This is a genomic window from Tardiphaga sp., from assembly GCF_028290495.1.
Classification (GTDB): Bacteria; Pseudomonadota; Alphaproteobacteria; order Rhizobiales; family Xanthobacteraceae; genus Tardiphaga.
On sequence record NZ_JAQGJT010000094.1, the window covers coordinates 1 to 16,403 of the forward strand.

General features: G+C 63.7%; 14 protein-coding genes and 1 pseudogene. 2 read left to right on the forward strand and 13 right to left on the reverse strand.

Annotated features, from left to right (window positions below; translation table 11 throughout):
• The 7 genes and pseudogenes from JWQ24_RS15295 to JWQ24_RS15325 all read right to left on the reverse strand — a co-directional run.
• Positions 1-288: pseudogene (locus tag JWQ24_RS15295) on the reverse strand (hypothetical protein); the annotation flags it as partial.
• Between the two features lie 87 nt (positions 289-375).
• Complete coding sequence (lspA, locus tag JWQ24_RS15300) at positions 376-873, reverse strand: signal peptidase II (RefSeq protein WP_299809538.1); 498 nt, start codon at positions 871-873, stop codon at positions 376-378.
• On the reverse strand, positions 870-3,866 hold the full coding sequence (gene ileS / locus JWQ24_RS15305) for an isoleucine--tRNA ligase (protein WP_299809541.1): 2,997 nt from the start codon (positions 3,864-3,866) through the stop codon (positions 870-872). Before ileS ends, lspA begins: the two co-directional genes overlap by 4 nt.
• A 189-nt stretch (positions 3,867-4,055) precedes the next feature.
• Positions 4,056-4,616: a sugar O-acetyltransferase gene (locus JWQ24_RS15310; RefSeq protein WP_299809544.1), complete on the reverse strand. Its 561-nt coding sequence runs from the start codon at positions 4,614-4,616 to the stop codon at positions 4,056-4,058.
• On the reverse strand, positions 4,613-5,584 hold the full coding sequence (locus tag JWQ24_RS15315; RefSeq protein WP_299809575.1) for a bifunctional riboflavin kinase/FAD synthetase: 972 nt from the start codon (positions 5,582-5,584) through the stop codon (positions 4,613-4,615). The genes JWQ24_RS15310 and JWQ24_RS15315 overlap by 4 nt, the downstream gene beginning before the upstream one ends.
• Positions 5,585-5,746: 162 nt before the next feature.
• Positions 5,747-6,457 carry a hypothetical protein gene (locus JWQ24_RS15320; RefSeq protein WP_299809547.1) on the reverse strand — a complete coding sequence of 237 codons (711 nt, stop codon included), beginning with the start codon at positions 6,455-6,457 and terminating at the stop codon, positions 5,747-5,749.
• Entirely contained in the window at positions 6,454-7,851 is a 1,398-nt protein-coding gene (locus tag JWQ24_RS15325; protein ID WP_299809550.1) for a hypothetical protein, read from the reverse strand. Before JWQ24_RS15325 ends, JWQ24_RS15320 begins: the two co-directional genes overlap by 4 nt.
• A gap of 405 nt (positions 7,852-8,256) precedes the next feature.
• On the opposite strand from JWQ24_RS15325, the gene JWQ24_RS15330 reads away from it, so the two are divergent.
• Positions 8,257-8,652, forward strand: a complete 396-nt coding sequence (locus JWQ24_RS15330) for a chemotaxis response regulator CheY (protein WP_299809552.1) — start codon at positions 8,257-8,259, stop codon at positions 8,650-8,652.
• A 198-nt stretch (positions 8,653-8,850) separates the two neighbouring features.
• On the opposite strand, the gene JWQ24_RS15335 is transcribed toward JWQ24_RS15330, so the two are convergent.
• From JWQ24_RS15335 to JWQ24_RS15360, 6 genes are all read right to left on the reverse strand, one after another.
• Positions 8,851-9,705 (reverse strand): TIGR01459 family HAD-type hydrolase, encoded by an 855-nt coding sequence (locus tag JWQ24_RS15335; protein ID WP_299809555.1) that lies wholly within the window; start codon positions 9,703-9,705, stop codon positions 8,851-8,853.
• Positions 9,706-9,720: 15 nt separating this feature from the next.
• Positions 9,721-11,199, reverse strand: coding sequence for an EAL domain-containing protein (locus tag JWQ24_RS15340; RefSeq protein WP_299809557.1), 1,479 nt, complete (start codon positions 11,197-11,199; stop codon positions 9,721-9,723).
• Between the two features lie 101 nt (positions 11,200-11,300).
• Positions 11,301-12,455, reverse strand: a complete 1,155-nt coding sequence (locus JWQ24_RS15345) for a YihY/virulence factor BrkB family protein (protein WP_299809560.1) — start codon at positions 12,453-12,455, stop codon at positions 11,301-11,303.
• On the reverse strand, positions 12,455-13,075 hold the full coding sequence (locus tag JWQ24_RS15350; RefSeq protein ID WP_299809563.1) for a phage holin family protein: 621 nt from the start codon (positions 13,073-13,075) through the stop codon (positions 12,455-12,457). The genes JWQ24_RS15345 and JWQ24_RS15350 overlap by 1 nt, the downstream gene beginning before the upstream one ends.
• A 276-nt stretch (positions 13,076-13,351) precedes the next feature.
• Complete coding sequence (locus tag JWQ24_RS15355; RefSeq protein WP_299809566.1) at positions 13,352-14,698, reverse strand: aspartate aminotransferase family protein; 1,347 nt, start codon at positions 14,696-14,698, stop codon at positions 13,352-13,354.
• Between the two features lie 104 nt (positions 14,699-14,802).
• Positions 14,803-15,549 (reverse strand): sensor histidine kinase, encoded by a 747-nt coding sequence (locus JWQ24_RS15360; protein ID WP_299809569.1) that lies wholly within the window; start codon positions 15,547-15,549, stop codon positions 14,803-14,805.
• A gap of 180 nt (positions 15,550-15,729) precedes the next feature.
• On the opposite strand from JWQ24_RS15360, the gene JWQ24_RS15365 reads away from it, so the two are divergent.
• Positions 15,730-16,403: HisS family protein (locus JWQ24_RS15365; RefSeq protein ID WP_299809572.1), on the forward strand; the 674-nt coding region annotated here is incomplete at its 3' end.

The following is a 16,403-nucleotide window of genomic DNA, read 5'->3' on the forward strand; positions in this document are numbered from 1 at the left end:
TGCGGCTGCATCCGGCGGCGGCAGGGTGATCTTCGGCGGCACCACCAGCGGCGAGCGCTCGCGGTAGTCGATGCCCTGGTTTTCCATGTTGGTGCCACCAAGGCCGGTCATGATCTGCTTGATGATCTTGTCTTCGAACGAGGAGTCATCCTCCTCGTCGTCCGCGGCGCGGGCGACGCCGGCCGACATCACGAGGCCGATTCCGAGGGCGATGGCGGTCAGCCGCAGACCGCGCCACAGCACGGCCGATGAAGTGTGCACAGTCGAACCGGTATCGGTCTCGCGCATCATGCTCATCCTGTTCAAATATCTCGCGGATCGCCAATCATGGCGCGCTCCGCTAGCTTCGCCCTTAGGTCACCGTATCGACCGGGATCAGGGCGCATTTGCGGCGGATACGCCCAGGAACGAGTCATACAGCAGAGCCGCTACCCCGGCAACAATGGCGACATCGGCCAGATTAAACACGTACCAGTTGTAGGCCTGGCCCGCTATTTCGACGTGCAGCAGCGCGAAATCCACCACGGCGCCCCAGGCGAAACGGTCGATGGCATTGCCGATCGCGCCGCCGATGATCAGCCCCAGCGCCACGGTCGCCAGCCGGGTCTGGGATTTCGCCATCCAGATCGCCAGCGCCACCACGGCCGCGGCCTTGACCGCGATCAACACCATCTGCCCCACGGGGCCGGAGTCCGAGAACCAGCCGTAGGAAATACCGGTATTCCAGGCCAGCACCAGGTCGAAGAACGGCGTCACCGCCACCGCGCCGCGGCGGCCGATGTCGAACACGTAAAGCAGCCAGAGCTTGGAGGCCTGATCGAGGATCAGGACCGCCAGCGCGGCGAGGATGCCAATGCGAAGGGAGGGCTTCACACAACCGCCCCCAGCGCCTTCCATTCGCGCAGCGCCGCGGCGTCGCGCGGGGTGACGTCGGGATACTCCTTGTCCTCGCCGACCGTCGGCAGGATCTTCCACGACCGAGCGCATTTGGTGCCGACTGCCTTTTCGACGATGACGGCGACGCCCGGCACATCGTTCAGCACGAAGGTGCCGGCCGGCGCGGCGTCATTGGTCAGCATCGCGTTCGAGGTGATGAACACCTCGGCGAGATCGACGTCGGCGAGGATCGCGAACACTGACTTGTCCGACACATAGACCAGCGGCGAGGCTTCCAGCGACGAGCCGATGTTCTTCGCCGCGCGCTCCACTTCCAGCGCGCCGGTGACGACGCGGCGGACGTCGCGGATCGTCTCCCACTTTTTCTCCAGCGCATCGTTGCGATAGTCGCCGAGCCCGACCGGAAACTCGGTCAGATGCACCGAGGCTTCGGCGTCCGGTTTGTACATCCGCCACGCTTCTTCTGACGTGAAGGACAGGATCGGCGCCAGCCATCGCAGGATCGCGTTGCACAGCATGTCGATCGTGGTCAGCGCCGCCTTGCGCGTCACCGACGACGGTGCGTCACAATACAGCGTGTCCTTGCGGATGTCGAAGTAAAACGCCGACAGCTCGGTGTTCATGAATGCCGACAACGACGCGACCACGGTCTTGTAGTCGTAGTTGGTGTAGGCCTCGCGCACGATTGCGTCCTGCACCGCCAACTGGTGCAGCATCAGTTTTTCCAGCTCCGGCATGTCGGCGAAAGCCGCCGCATCCGCCGGCTTGAAGTGATGCAGTGTGCCGAGCATCCAGCGCAGCGAATTGCGCAGCTTGCGGTAGGTTTCGATGGTGGTCTTGAGGATCTCCGCGCCGATGCGCTGGTCGTCGGCATAGTCGGTGGCGCAGACCCAGAGCCGCAGGATGTCGGCGCCGGACTGCGCGATCACCTTCTGCGGCTCGACGGTGTTGCCGACCGACTTCGACATCTTGCGGCCGTTCTCGTCGAGCGTGAAGCCGTGGGTCAGCACGACGTCATAGGGCGCGCGACCGCGGGTGCCGCAGCTCTCCAGCAGCGACGACTGGAACCAGCCGCGATGCTGGTCGGAGCCTTCGAGATACATCACGGTGTCGGCGCCGCCATCGACCTTGCGGTGGATGCCGGCAAGACCCGGGAAGTGCACGGGGTCTTCCAGCACGAAGGCGTGCGTCGAGCCTGAGTCGAACCAGACGTCGCAGATGTCGTCGACCTTTTTCCACTCTTCGTTGCCGTGCGAGCCGAGGAAGCGTTCGCGCGCGCCGTCGGCATACCAGGCATCGGCGCCTTCGGCCTCGAAGGCGTCGGCGATGCGCGCGTTGACGGCGGCATCGTTCAGCAGTTCGGCGGAGCCGTCGCCTTTCTCGCGCACGAACACCGCGATCGGCACGCCCCAGGCGCGCTGCCTCGAGATCACCCAGTCGGGCTTGGTGTTGATCATGCCGTTGATGCGATTCTGGCCCTGCGGCGGCACCCACTGGGTCACCTTGATCGCCTCGCGGGCGCGGTGACGCAGCGTATCGCCGGACTTGGCTTTGCCGGCGTCCGCGATATCCTTGTCCATCGCGATGAACCATTGCGGCGTGTTGCGATAGATGATCGGCTTCTTGGACCGCCACGAATGCGGGTACTGATGCTTCAGGCGCGACCGCGCCAGCAGCATGCCGGCCGCAGCCAGCGCCTTGATGACGGCCTCGTTGGCGCCGCCCTTTTCGCCCTTGTCGTTGATCACGCGCTCGCCGACAAAGCCCGGCGCCTGCTCGGTCAGCGCACCGTTCTCGTCGACGGTGTAGGGGATTACCGAACTGATGCCGCGCTCTTCCAGCTGCCGCCCGTTGGCCATCCACGCTTCGAAATCCTCGCGGCCGTGACCGGGGGCGGTGTGGACGAAGCCGGTGCCGGCATCGTCGGTGACATGGTCGCCCTCGATCAGCGGTACGGTGAATTCATAGCCACCGGCAAAACCCGCGAGCGGATGACGGACTTCCAGCGCATCGAGAATGCCGGCGTCGACGTCGCCGCTCTTTTCATACGCTGTGACGCGCGCCTGCTTGAACACGCTCTCGGCGAGCGCGTCGGCCAGGATCAGCAATTCGCCGGTCTTGATCCAGTTGTCTTCCGGTGCGTCGGTGACCTTGTAGAGGCCGTAGGCGATCTTGTTGGAGAAGCTGATGGCGCGGTTGCCTGGCAGTGTCCATGGGGTGGTGGTCCAGATCACCACCGAGGCATTGGCGAGGCGGCCGAATTTGGCGGCCACCGGGAACTTCACCCACACCGTATCGCTAGTGTAGTCCTCGTATTCGACTTCCGCTTCGGCCAGCGCGGTCTTTTCCACCACGCTCCACATCACCGGCTTGGAGCCGCGATACAGCGTGCCGTTGGCGGCAAACTTCATCAACTCGCGGGCGATCTGCGCCTCCGCGAAGAAGTCCATCGTCGCATAGCGGCCGTCCCAGTCGCCGACGATGCCGAGCCGCTTGAATTCATTGCGCTGCACGTCCAGCCACTTGCCGGCATAGGCGCGGCATTCTTGACGGAATGCGACCATCGCCGCGGAATCCTTGAAGTTCGGCTTCGGCTTTCCCTTGGAGCGGTAATTCTCTTCCTCGATCTTCCATTCGATCGGCAGGCCGTGGCAGTCCCAGCCCGGCACGTAGTTGGAATCGAAGCCGAGCATCTGCTGGCTCTTGGTCACGACGTCCTTGAGGATCTTGTTGAGCGCATGCCCGATATGGATGTTGCCGTTGGCGTAGGGCGGGCCGTCGTGCAGCACGAATTTCGGCTTGCCCTTGGATTGCTTCCGCAGGGTTCCGTAAAGGTCGATCTCGTTCCAGCGCTCCAGCATCTTCGGCTCGGCCTGCGGCAGGCCGGCGCGCATCGGGAACTCCGTCTGCGGCAGATAAAGAGTGCTGGAATAGTCGTGAACGTCGGACTTCTGGGGCTTCTCGGACATAAGGGCTCTGGCTCGGCTGGAAAGCGAGGAAACGCGCGAGGGCGCGCGACGAACGGCAACGATCCCGGTCTTGCGCCGAGCGAAGCTCAGGCGAAAGCCGGGCCGATAATGCTAATTATGGGCCGCCGTGGGAACATCGGCCTTCAATAGCAGCCGGGGCCGGGATCGCAAAGCGCCCGATTCAGTTCTTCAGGCGCCTTTACCGATCTGCCTGGCTGGATTGCCGGCGACAATCGCGCCGGGGGCGACGTCCCGCGTCACCACGCTGCCGGCGCCGATCACCGCGCCGTCGCCGATCGTCACGCCGGGCACGATGACCGCGCCGCCGCCGATCCAGACGTCGGCGCCGATTTTCACCGGGCGGCCGAATTCCAGCCCATCGCGGCGGGTCTGGGCGTCACGGGGGTGGTCGGCAGCGTAGATCTGCACCGCCGGCCCGATCTGGGTGCGATCTCCGATGGAGACCTCGACGATATCCAGGATCACGCAGTTGAAATTCAGGAACACGTTGTCGCCGAGGCGGATGTTGTAGCCGAAGTCGCAGAAAAACGGTGGCCGGACCACGCATTCGGCGCCCACCGTGCCGAACTGCGCCTTCAGCAGCACCAGCCGCTCGGCCGCCGGCCGGTCCGGCACGGCGTTGTAATTCGCCATCCAGGCCTTGGCAGCCTTTTCGTCGGCGTTCAGCTCCGGGGAGCCCGGACGATAGAGTTCGCCGGCCAGCATTTTCTGTTTTTCGGTTTTGGTCACCCGACCGCTCCCAGTCTCGGAAACGCCTCCGGCGCCGCTGCGAGGGCAACGCGGGCCTTGAGGCTGTCGTCGTTCATTTGAACGATCAGCGGCTCGATGCCGTCGAATTTCAGCTCTTCGCGGATGAAGGCGATGAAGGCGACATCCAGCGTCGTGCCGTACAGGTCGCCGGTGAAATCGAACAGGAACACTTCGAGTAAGGGCGCGCCGTTGTCGAAAGTGGGACGGCGGCCGAAGCTGGCGACGGCGTCGAAGCGCTCGCTACCGCGGCCGACGCGCACCGCGTAGATGCCATGCTTGAGGCCGCAACTGGCGGGCAGCCGGATATTGGCGGTGGGATAGCCGAGGTCGCGGCCAAGCTTCTGGCCATGGATTACTTCGCCGGTGACGAACCACGGGCCGTCGAGCATCTTGGTCGCCTCATGCACCTGGCCCTCGGCCAGCGCCATCCGGATCGCCGTCGACGATACCGGGCGCTCGTCGAAGTCGATATGCGGCTGCACGTCGACCTCGATGCCGAGCCGTGGCGCCTCGGCCACCAGCAGGCTGGGCGAGCCGACGCGGCCCTTGCCGAAATGAAAATCGTAGCCGACAGCGATACCGCTGATGCCGAGCCGTCCGATCAGATCATGGTTGATGAAATCTTGCGCCGGGGTGCCCGCGCGGCCTTGGTCGAAGGTCATGACGACGGCGCCGGCGAGGCCTGTGCCGGCCAGCAAACGCAATTTGCTGGCCTCGTCGGTGAGCCGGAACTGCGGCGTGTTGGGGCTGAAGAAGCTGCGCGGGTGCGGCTCGAACGTCACCGCCATCGCCGTGGTGTCGTGCAACCGTGCCATTTCGAGCGCCGCCTTGATGACGGCGCGGTGGCCCAGATGCACGCCATCGAAATTACCCATCGCCACCACGGTTCCGCGGGGAATTTCGGACAAAAGCGTGGAGTCGCGAATGACGGCAAAGCGCGGCGGCATATTGGATTCGCTCATGAATTGGGAACGGCGGGCGGGTGCGGAACGGTGGCGCGCCTCCGACTGCGAAGTCAAGCCGCGCAACGCTGCCAGCCCGGGAAGCCTGGGTCTACCCGTTCTGTAAATACCACGAGCATAGGGCCCATCATAACCGGGCATGACTTCCTATGCGGATGCCGACCGCTTCATGAAAAGCAGGACAGCAAAGGCCAGAACGCCCGCACAGAATGCGCCGAGCAGACTTGCGATCCACCATTGGCCGATGACGGGCTTGAGTATCGAGGGTGCTGCGAAAATTTCTGGCGGTTGCGCAAGAGGGACAACCTGGGCAACCTCTATCTGCCAGATGCCGTCATCAAGCGCCTGCAGGCGCTCCCGAAGGCTTGCGATGGTCGGAAGCACCTGCGCCCCACCGTCATTCGTGACGAGCGACTGAGCGCTTGCCAATACTTTCAGAATTTCGCCGCGTTCTTGCTTGAGCGTCGTGCCTCTGCCGACAAGCAGCGATTTGAGCGGCCCGTAGCTGACGTTCTCTTGCTCGATCGCGAGATTGGCGGCAGCCTCGACGATTCTCAGCGCCGCTTCGGCCGTTTTTGCCCGAGCCCGAATTTCGATGAGTGTGCCGTCACCGACGGGGCGAACTTTCAAGCCGGACTTCCCGCCATATTGCTTGAGGGGGAGCGTCTGGATCAGTGTTTGGTCATCAACGGCGTCTGCGATCTTTCTGGCAAACACAGAGGTCTGCATTCGATCCATCAAAAGCTGCGGAGAGCTCCGGCGCTCGACCAGAATTTGAGGAGAGATCTTGGTCTGAACATGGTCAATACCAGCGACGCGTGCCGACTGTATCACGGCCTGTGCTTCACGCTCGCTCAACAAAGAAAGGTAGAGTGCGGCTGCGCAAGCAGCCCCGGCGATGGCGGAAATACTAATGATGAAGGTTGGATTGCGGTTGCGGCATTCGAAAAGAACTTCCTTTTCAGAAAAAATGACTCAGGCCAGACGATGGCCGCGAACTCGGTAGTAAGTCCCATCACAAAAAACAGATTTAGAACGGGGCGCGCGAATGATCCCAGACCCATTTGCCACACCACGGGATGCACATCGCGCGACAAGAAGCTTATCATGTAGCCAATCGGGGTGGCGTTTAGAATGACGAGGTCCAGCGGCAGGAAGATCAACAGCACGATGGCCAGATAGAACCAGCGCAATCGCATCGACATCAGGGCCGGGATGCAGGCCAGATAGAATATCTGACTGTAGCCGCCAACCCACACGCCAAGATTTATGATCAACGCGATAAGCGCGGCATTGACCTGATCGGAAGTGAGGGACCGTCTCGCGACGACGATTGTCGCCAGGAACGCGGCAATGGCGATAAACTTCGTGAGTTCGATGCCTCGCGCAGCGAGCAGCATGAGATCGGCTGGTAGAATCGAAAAATTGGGAGACTGCAAAGCGACTTCGATGACCGCTGCGAAGGCGGAAATACTCGACGGGAATGCCACCAACTCCCTGCCGGAAAATGTCGTTTCCACGCTCTGCGAAAAACTCGTCAGGTTCTCGAGAAACAACAGAAAGTCAGCGTCGCACGCCAGTCCGGTGAATATAAAAATGCTGCCAGCCAGGGCTGTCGCAAGCAGGAATCCCCGCTGGTTGCTGGTGAGCAGATACTCAAGAAGCAGCAATGCGAAGTAAGGCTTCAGGTTGATCGCAAGAGCCAGCGCGAGGGCGCGGCTTGCCGGGCGTTTTCCAAAGAAGAAGGGGACGCAAAGAAGGCCCAGAACGATCAGGTTTGCTCGCTCGATGGAAAATAGGATTGGTGGGGACAACACCGCCACGGCAGCAATCAGACCGCGGGTCCGCCACGGGAGGATTGACCATTGGCGATGGCAGACCGTCAATATCGTTGCTGCCCCCGCGGTGATCATGACGACAAAGGCTGGGGCGAGACTTGCGTCGCGCATCTCGCTCGCTTCGGCGAAAGTGGTGTTTCCGTAGGTCGCCAGGCCGATCAAGTCGAGCAGCGGGAAGTTGATCGGCGGATAGACCGAGCCCCAGTCGGTATATTTCGATGTGCTGCTCCACCAAAGTGGATTGTAGACATCCATGAAGACATCGAACTTGTTGTAAATAAAAGGAGCGGGGAGATAGCCGTTCTGCAGGTAAAAGCTCCACGCATCGAATACCCAATAGATTTGAAGCCCCAGCGCCAAGATCAGCAGTCGGTTCAACTTGATAGCTGTGGTTGGCAAGATTTGAGGCTGCATGACGCAAACCCTATCCGCGCAACTAAGGATAGTAAAGTCGGGTTGCTGTACGTGTGCGCAGCAACCGAAAATCCGACTACTGCATGATTGATGCGGTGGGCGCTGCCCGCTGCGACTGCAGGTCTTATATGTCGGACCGACCAAGCCAAAATGACAAGGTCAGGCGCTCGCGGCGGCGCGGCTCCGGCATTTCGAGGGAACGGGCAGGGAACAGAGGCGCCCGGATACCGGCGCACGCGGCAAGATGGTTAACAGCACAGCAGAGGCACTTTAACGGGCTGTTTAATCACAGCTGCTAACTCTGCAAACGGGCTGCAGAAAACGGGCTTGCCGATTCTGCGCCGGGACAAATTTGCTGCCGGCAAATGTCCAGTCGTACACGTGTCGGTCTCAGGGGGAATGAAGATGGCGGTTGATTTGTCGATGTCGGTTCTGGTGGTGGACGATTACAACACCATGATCCGTATCATTCGCAATCTTCTCAAGCAGCTCGGTTTCGAACATATCGACGACGCCAGCGATGGTTCGGCGGCGCTGGAAAAGATGCGCCACAAGAAATACGGTCTGGTGATCTCGGACTGGAACATGGAGCCGATGACCGGCTACGACCTGCTCAAGGAAGTCCGTGCGGATCCCAACCTGTCGCAGACGCCGTTCATCATGATCACGGCTGAGTCCAAGACCGAGAACGTGATCGCCGCCAAGAAGGCCGGCGTGAACAACTACATCGTCAAGCCGTTCAACGCCGCGACGCTGAAGACCAAGATCGAAGCCGTTTTCCCGGATCACGTGCCGGCGTAAGCCGCGCTGGATATCTTCAGTCTGCGCTACCGAGTTTGCTGATGCCCGGCCTTGTGCCGGGCATTTGCATGTCGCCTGTCATTCCGGGGCGTGAACGCCGTCAGGCGGTTGCGAACCCGGAAGAGCTTCGTTACATCTGGATTGCGGGCTCGCAATGCGTTGCCTTTGGCGCCGCCTTGCGGCCGGGAGCAACCAGGATCACCACTTCAATTCGCGCATCAATGCCTTCGGCGGATGCCCGAACAATTCCTTCACCGCTGCCGCGTCCATGTGCTCGATGCCTTCGAACTCGCCGGCATGAATGCCGCGGGCGACGAACAGGCAGTCGATGCCGTAGGCGTGCGCGCCGGTGAGATCGGTGCGCACTGAATCGCCGATCGCCAGCACGCGGTCGAGCGGCGTGTCCTTGCCGGTTTTCGCTTTCGCCAGCGCGACGGCCTGGTCATAGATCGGGCTGTGTGGCTTGCCGTAGAAGATCACGTCGCCGCCGAGTTCGCGGTACAGCTCGGCGATCGCGCCGGCGCAATAGATCAGGCGGTCGCCGCGCTCGACGATGATGTCGGGATTGGCGCAGACCAGCGTCAGCTTGCGCGCCAGCGCCTGCGTCAACATCTCGCGATAGTCTTCCGCGGTCTCGACCTCGTCGTTGAACGGCCCGGTGCAGACGATGTAGTCGGCCTGCTCGAGCGGCGCGAAGGTCACCTCGAGCCCGCGGTGGATCGAATTGTCTCGCTCCGGCCCGATCCAGTACATCGACTGGCCGAGCCGTTCCTTGATGAAATTGCGGGTGAGGTCGCCGGACGACACGATCGCATCATAGACGTCGTCGGCGACGCCGAGCTTGCGCAACTGCCGCTGCACGGAGTCGGCCGGGCGCGGCGCATTGGTGATCAGGATTACCGTGCCGCCGCGGGCACGAAACGTATGCAGCGCCTCGCATGCCTCGGGAAAGGACTCCAGCCCGTTATGCACGACGCCCCAGATGTCGCTGAGGACGACGTCCACGCCGGCCACAAGATCGCGCAGGCGTTCGGCGAAACTAAGTGTTGTCATGAGATGAAATGCCGTTCAGTTCGTGCCGGAGGCGCGTCGGGCCAGCGCGGCAGTGCCGCTCACGCGCGGCGGATCGATTTTTGGAGCTTCGCTCCTCGGGCGGGCAGCGCCATTGAATCCCGGGTTCGGTGTCGATGGCGCCTGGGCGGATGGTAACGGCGCGGTCGCTGCTGCCGGCGCTTCCGGCCGCAGCGGACGCGGCGCCGCGAAGAGAAACCCTTGCCCGAAGCGAACGTCGAAGTCGAGCAGGTCAATCACCGCACGTTCGCCCTCGATGCGCTCGGCGATCAGGTCGATGCCGAAGCGGCCGAGCAGGTCGGAAAGGTCGGCCGGGTGGATGTCGGAGCCGGCATTCTGCTGGGGATCGAGCAGCAGCCGGGCCGGAACCTTGATGAAGCGAACGCCGCGGTCGGCGAGTTCGCGCGGTACGATCCTGAGGTCGGTGACGTGGTCGATCGAGAACCGGTAGCCGCGCTGCGCCAGGGCTGCGAGATGTTCGCTCTCGATCGGGCCAAGGTTGCGGAATGTGTCCTGCCTGAACTCCAGCACGAAGGACGAGGCCAGAGCGCGGTTGGCGTCGAGGAAGTCGATACATTGCGCGAAGGTCTCGGTGCTCGAAAGCGTCGAGCCGGCGACGTTGCAGAACACGCCGACATCCTTGTTGCGCACCATCAGCCGGCGCAGCACCTGCATGCAGCGCAGCATTACGGTGTGGTCGATCTGGCCCATCAGCCCGGCGGCTTCCGCGGCGGCGATGAAGTCGTCGGCAACGATGACCTGCTCTTTATCGTCGCGCAATCGCGTCATCGCTTCGTAGAAGCGCACCTTGCGCTGCGGCAGCGTCACCATCGGTTGCAGGTAGATGTCGATGCGATTGGCGTTGATCGCGCCGGTCACGGTCGCCAGCATCTGAGCATCGTTGCGCAGAACGGCCGGTGGCGACACCGCGACAGGCCTCGACATCGCCGTGACGGTGTCTTCGGCAATGTCGGCGGCGGGCAATATCTCGGGAGCGATGGCGTCCGGTCTCACCTGCGGCGGCACCGGCGGCGCGATGGCGGCGGCCATGGGCACCGCAGCAGGCGCGGGGCCGGCGGCGATCAGGTCTTCATGGGTGGCGACCGTCGCGGCAAGTTGCGTCACCAGCGCGCCGAGTTCGCCGATCTCGCCGATCACCGACTGGATGCGGTCCGGGCCGGGATGGGCTGCTGACACCTTGGTCTCAAGGACGTTGAGCCGGCGGCCGAACTCCGAGACCTGGCGGGCTAGATCGACGGTGCCGCGCGACAAATCCGCGATCTGGCCGCCGGCCTCGCTGCGCTCGCGTAGCCGCATCGATACGGCGTTGTAGAGGATCAGGAAGGTCAGCACGGCGAGGGCTACGATCGCGGCTTCCTGTCCGCTGATGCCGGCCATCGCATACAGCACCATGCCAAGCGAGGCGGAGACCAGCACCATGCAGATGGCGATGAAAATCGTCGAGATGCGGATCATAGTGCGCGCGGGTCCTCAGCGCCTGAATATCAAGGCGTTGGCAAGCTTAGCATTATTGTTGATTCGGGAAGTCGGCGGAGGGTGCTTGCGCACCGGAAACGTCAATTGGCGGCGCGGCCCAGCGTATCGGCCATCGCTGCGCCGCGCGCGCCCATCGGCTGGCCCGGGCCGATGGTGGTATCCACCGCCGTCTGGTGCTCGATTTCGGAGTTCAGCTCAGCGCCACACAGGACGATGATCGCCGACATCCACATCCAGGTCATCAGGCCGATCGCAGCCCCCAGCGAACCATAGGTGGCGCTGTAGTTGGCGAAGTTCGACAGGTACCACGACAGCAGCGAGGAGCCCGCGATCCAAAGCAAGGCCGCGACCACGGTGCCGACGCCGAGCCATGGCCAACGCGCGCCGGGGCGGCTCGGGCCGAAGCGATAGAGAATGCCGAGCGCCAGCAGCAGCATCACGAGCAGCACCGGCCAGCGCAGCAGGCTGATGATGACCTTGCTGTCATATTCGAGGCCGATGCGGTCGAGCGTCAGCGGCAGCGCAACCACTGCGCCGACCATCAGCAGCAGGGCGGCGATGGCGCCGGTGGTGAAGCCCAGCGACAGCAGATTGAGCTTGATGAAGCTGCGCTTTTCGCGCTCGCCATAGACCACGTTGAGCGCGTCGATCACCGCCTTGACGCCGGCATTGGCGCTCCATAGCGCCAGCGCGAGACCGAACAGAAACGTGAGGCCAAGGCTGGTCTGGCCGTTGCTGAGCACGCGCGCGATCTGGTCCTGCACGATCTGGAACGTGCCATCCGGCAGCATGTAGGCCAGCGTCTGCAGGTTGCCGGCGATGGTCGAGGGATTGGCGAACAGGCCGTAGCAGGAGACCAGCGCCGTGATCGCGGGGAATACCGCCAGCAGGCCGAAGAACACCACGCCGGCGGCGATCGCCAGCAACCGATCCTCGTTGATCTGGTCGTAGGTGCGCCACAGGATGTCCTTCCAGCCCGCCCACGGAATCTCAAACGGGATGGTCGAGCGCCGGCCGCGGCCGTGCTGCTTGATCTCGCGATGGAAAGCGCTTGGCTTCGAGACGAAGGTCTTGCCGAGCAACTGCGGCTCGACGACGTCGGGCCGATCGTCGCGCCAATTGTCCAGTCTGGCCTGCGTGGTCTTGCCGGCCAGATAGCTTTGCACCGCCCAGACGGCGAAGGCGCCGGCCGCGACCAGCGCCAGGCTTTCAGCGTCGGGGCGGCGGGGCGTCATTAGGCCGAAGCTTTTCCCGCGGGGCGGCGCAGGCGGATGTTGCGACGCCTCGCCATCGCCCAAGCGGCCAGTGTCGCTGCCATCACCAGCCCGGCTTTGGCCTGGCCCATGTTCGGCAGCGAGGCGGCGCGCGGCTTGCGGCCGGGCTTGAATTCCAGCGGCGTGGGCGTCGGCGAGGCCGATTCGGAAAGCACTTCGGTGGCGGTGTCGCGGGCCTGTGCCACCGGCGACGGTTGGGTCTTGCCGGGCGTAGCCGATATTGCGACGCGCAAGCGGCTGCCGAGGCTTGGAAAACGTTTGGCCGGCTGCTTCAGGCGGCTGGCCGCCGCCGCGGCACAGGCGATGGCCAGCACCAGCAAAAGCGCGGCGGCGGCGCCAAAGGCCTGAAACAGGCCGTAGTGGATTTCTACCCAGCGAAACAGGGCGGTAGCGCCGACCAGCAGCAGTGCGATGGCGAAAATGCCGGCCGCGGCATACAGCCCGCCAGCGACGGCATAGGAGATGACGGCGCCCTGGCCCTGTTCGGCGCGATCGCGCGCGTAGGATTCGGTGGCGCGCTTGACCTGATTGAGCTTGAGCGCCAGCCCGGTTCGCAACAGGGCACTCGCAAGAGGATGCATCAGGAAAGCCTCGTTCGCTGTCCGCAGCCGTTACGGCCGCGCCGACAAAGGGAACGAGAACACCGGGGGAAGGTTCCGCGGAAGATGTGCGCCGGCCGCGCGCTCCCTCGCCCCGCCCTTGCGGGGAGAGGGCCGGGGTGGGGGCTCCGGGCATCCGCGAATGTAGAAGACGTTGTTAGTTCAGTGCCTCGCCCCTCATCCGACATTCGCTGCGCGAATGCCGACCTCTCCCCGCAAAGCGCGGGGAGAGGTTAGGAAGAGCGGAGCTCGTCGTATTTACGCGACGGCCTGGATGACCTTGCCGACCTTTTCGACGATCTCGCCGACCTGGTCCTCGGTGACGATCAAGGGCGGCGTCAAAGCGATGGTGTCGCCGGCGGTGCGGAACAGCACTTCCTGGTCGTGGAAGCCGGCATTGAGGGCTTCCCAGCCGCGCTTGCCGGGGCCTTCCTTGCCGGGGGCGAGGTCGATGCCGGCGGTGATGCCGACGCAGCGGATGTCGACCACGTTGGGCAGGCCCTTCAGCGACATCACGGCGTCGGCGAACATTGCCTCCATCTTGTTGGCGCGTTCGAACAGCTTCTCGTCGCGGTACAGGTCGAGCGTGGCGAGACCGGCGGCGCAGGCCAGGGGATGCGCCGAATAGGTGTAGCCGTGGAACAGCTCGACCACATGGGCCGGGCCGGTCATGAAGGTGTCGTGCACGGTGTCATGCGCGATCACGCCGCCCATCGGCGCGGCGCCATTGGTGACGCCCTTGGCGAAGGTCAGAAGGTCCGGCGTGACGCCGTAACGCTCGGCGGCGAAGGCATGGCCGAGGCGGCCGAAGCCGGTGATGACTTCGTCGAAGATCAGCAGGATGCCGTGCTTGGTGGCGATCTCGCGCAGGCGCTTGAGATAGCCGACCGGGGCCGGCAGCACGCCGGTGGAGCCGGCCATTGGCTCGACGATCACGGCGGCGATGGTGTTGGCGCCGTGCAACTCGACCAGACGCTCCAGATCGTCGGCGAAGTGCGCGCCGTATTCCGGCTCGCCCTTGCTGAACGCCTGCTTGTCGCGGTCATAGGTGTGGGTGATGTGGTCGACGCCGGTCAGCAGCGTGCCGAACATCTTGCGGTTGTTGACCATGCCGCCGACCGAGGTGCCGCCGAAGCCGACGCCATGATAGCCGCGCGAACGGCCGATCAGACGGGTGCGCGAGCCTTCGCCGCGGATCTGGTGGTAGGCCAGCGCCATCTTCAGCGCGGTGTCGGCGGCTTCCGAACCGGAATTGCAGAAGAACACATGGTCGAGGCCGGCCGGCGCGAGGTCGGCAATGCGGGTCGCCAGCTCGAACGCCTGCGGGTGGCCAAACTGGAACGGCGGCGCGTAATCCAGCGTGTCGGCCGAATGCTTGATGGCTTCGGCGATTTCCTTGCGGCCGTGGCCGGCATTGGAGCACCACATGCCGGCAGCGGCATCGAGGATCTTGCGGCCGTCGGTGGTGAAGTAGTGCATGTCCTTGGCACCGGCGAGCATGCGGGGGGCGAGCTTGAAGGCGCGGTTCGAGGTGAACGGCATCCAGAAGGCGGCCAGATCGTTCGGCACGTTGACGGACTTCTGGTTCGGGCTCTTGTCTAACATTTTAGTCCCTCATGCATTTGCAGGCGCGGCGTTGGTGAAGGCGCGGAACCTATCAGCTTCGCGGCGCGACGGGAACGCCTCCGCGCGAGCAGGCTGCGCATATTTCAGCCTAAACTGGGCGGTTTGAGGGATTTCAGCGGCACATCCAGCGAGTAGACAAAACCGCTGGGCTCGTATGCGAGAATGACGTCGCCGTTGAGCTGCTTGCCGAGCGTCTGCATCAGTTTGGTGCCGAAGCTGCGGCGCGTCGGCGCGGTCACCGCGGGGCCGTCCTTTTCGGTCCACACCAGTCGCAATTGCTGCTTCGCCTCGTCGATATGCCAGGCGATCTCGACGCGGCCGGACGGTACCGACAGCGCGCCGAACTTGGTGGTGTTGGTGCACAGCTCGTTCAGCGTCATGGCCAGCGCGATCACCGCGCCGGAGGTGATCGGGATGTCCGGTCCGGCAATCGCGAATCGGTGGCTGTCCTGGCTGTCATAGGCTTCGGTGGCGCCGCGCACGATCTGGGTCAGGCTGGCATTGCTCCAGCGTGCCTGCAGCAGCAGGTCGTGGGCGCGGCCGAGCGCCAGCAGCCGGCTTTCGATCGCCTGCTGGCCGTGCTCGATCGAGGTGGCGGTGCGCAGGCTCTGCGAGGCGATGGCGCTGACGGTGGCCAGGGTATTCTTGATGCGGTGGTGCAATTCCTCGAGAATCAGCTTTTGCAGCTTGTCGGCGGCCTCGCGCTCGCGCGCGTCGATGCCCGCCTGCGCCAGCAGGGCGTCGGCGTCGATGCCGGCCTGCTCCAGCAGCAGCCGGAGGCCGGTATTCTCGGCTTTCAGAAAATCCTGCGGCATCGCCGGGCCAGCCATCCCTCACCAGCCCCTCGGGACTTCCACGATATTTTTCATCTGTCCGGTTGGTAACACGGTTGCCGGCCCGGAGTCCGGGCTATTTCCGGAAGCCGACATAGTGGTGAACGGGGGATTTTGGCGTGGCCCGGGAACGCGGCGGTGCTTGCCGCCCTCGGCCCGCGCTGATAGGACGCGCCAATGGCCGAAAAACCCAAAAAACCCCAGAAACTCCGCGCGCGACTGCCGCGCGGGCTCGGCGACCGCGGACCCGCGGAGATCGCCGCCACCAGGCGCATGACCGAGACCATCCGCGAGGTCTACGAGCGCTACGGCTTCGAGCCGGTGGAAACGCCGACCATGGAATTCACCGACGCGCTCGGCAAGTTCCTGCCCGACCAGGACCGGCCCAACGAGGGCGTGTTCTCGTTCCAGGACGACGACGAGCAGTGGATCTCGCTGCGCTACGACCTGACGGCGCCGCTGGCGCGCTACGTCGCCGAGAATTTCGATTCGTTGCCAAAGCCCTATCGCAGCTACCGCGCCGGCTACGTCTATCGCAACGAGAAGCCCGGCCCCGGCCGCTTCCGCCAGTTCATGCAGTTCGACGCCGATACGGTGGGCAGCGCCTCGCCGGCGGCGGATGCCGAGATGTGCATGATGGCGGCGGATACGATGGAAGCGCTGGGATTGAAGGGCCAGTACGTCGTCAAGGTGAACAACCGCAAGGTGCTCGATGGGGTGATGGAGAGCATCGGCCTTGGTGGTGAGGAGAATGCGGGCAAGCGGCTTATGGTGTTCCGTGCGATCGACAAATTTGATCGGCTGGGCCCTGCTGGTGTGCGCTTACTCCTTGGAGCAGGCCGATGGGACGG

Excerpts from the sequence above, each read along its gene's own strand:
- ileS (WP_299809541.1), bottom strand. The coding sequence starts at position 3,866 with ATGTCCGAGAAGCCCCAGAAGTCCGACGTTCACGACTATTCCAGCACT.
- JWQ24_RS15355 (WP_299809566.1), bottom strand. The coding sequence starts at position 14,698 with ATGTTAGACAAGAGCCCGAACCAGAAGTCCGTCAACGTGCCGAACGAT.
- JWQ24_RS15360 (WP_299809569.1), bottom strand. The coding sequence starts at position 15,549 with ATGGCTGGCCCGGCGATGCCGCAGGATTTTCTGAAAGCCGAGAATACC.
- JWQ24_RS15315 (WP_299809575.1), bottom strand. The coding sequence starts at position 5,584 with ATGCCGCCGCGCTTTGCCGTCATTCGCGACTCCACGCTTTTGTCCGAA.
- JWQ24_RS15325 (WP_299809550.1), bottom strand. The coding sequence starts at position 7,851 with ATGCAGCCTCAAATCTTGCCAACCACAGCTATCAAGTTGAACCGACTG.
- JWQ24_RS15335 (WP_299809555.1), bottom strand. The coding sequence starts at position 9,705 with ATGACAACACTTAGTTTCGCCGAACGCCTGCGCGATCTTGTGGCCGGC.
- JWQ24_RS15330 (WP_299809552.1), top strand. The coding sequence starts at position 8,257 with ATGGCGGTTGATTTGTCGATGTCGGTTCTGGTGGTGGACGATTACAAC.
- JWQ24_RS15340 (WP_299809557.1), bottom strand. The coding sequence starts at position 11,199 with ATGATCCGCATCTCGACGATTTTCATCGCCATCTGCATGGTGCTGGTC.
- JWQ24_RS15350 (WP_299809563.1), bottom strand. The coding sequence starts at position 13,075 with ATGCATCCTCTTGCGAGTGCCCTGTTGCGAACCGGGCTGGCGCTCAAG.
- JWQ24_RS15345 (WP_299809560.1), bottom strand. The coding sequence starts at position 12,455 with ATGACGCCCCGCCGCCCCGACGCTGAAAGCCTGGCGCTGGTCGCGGCC.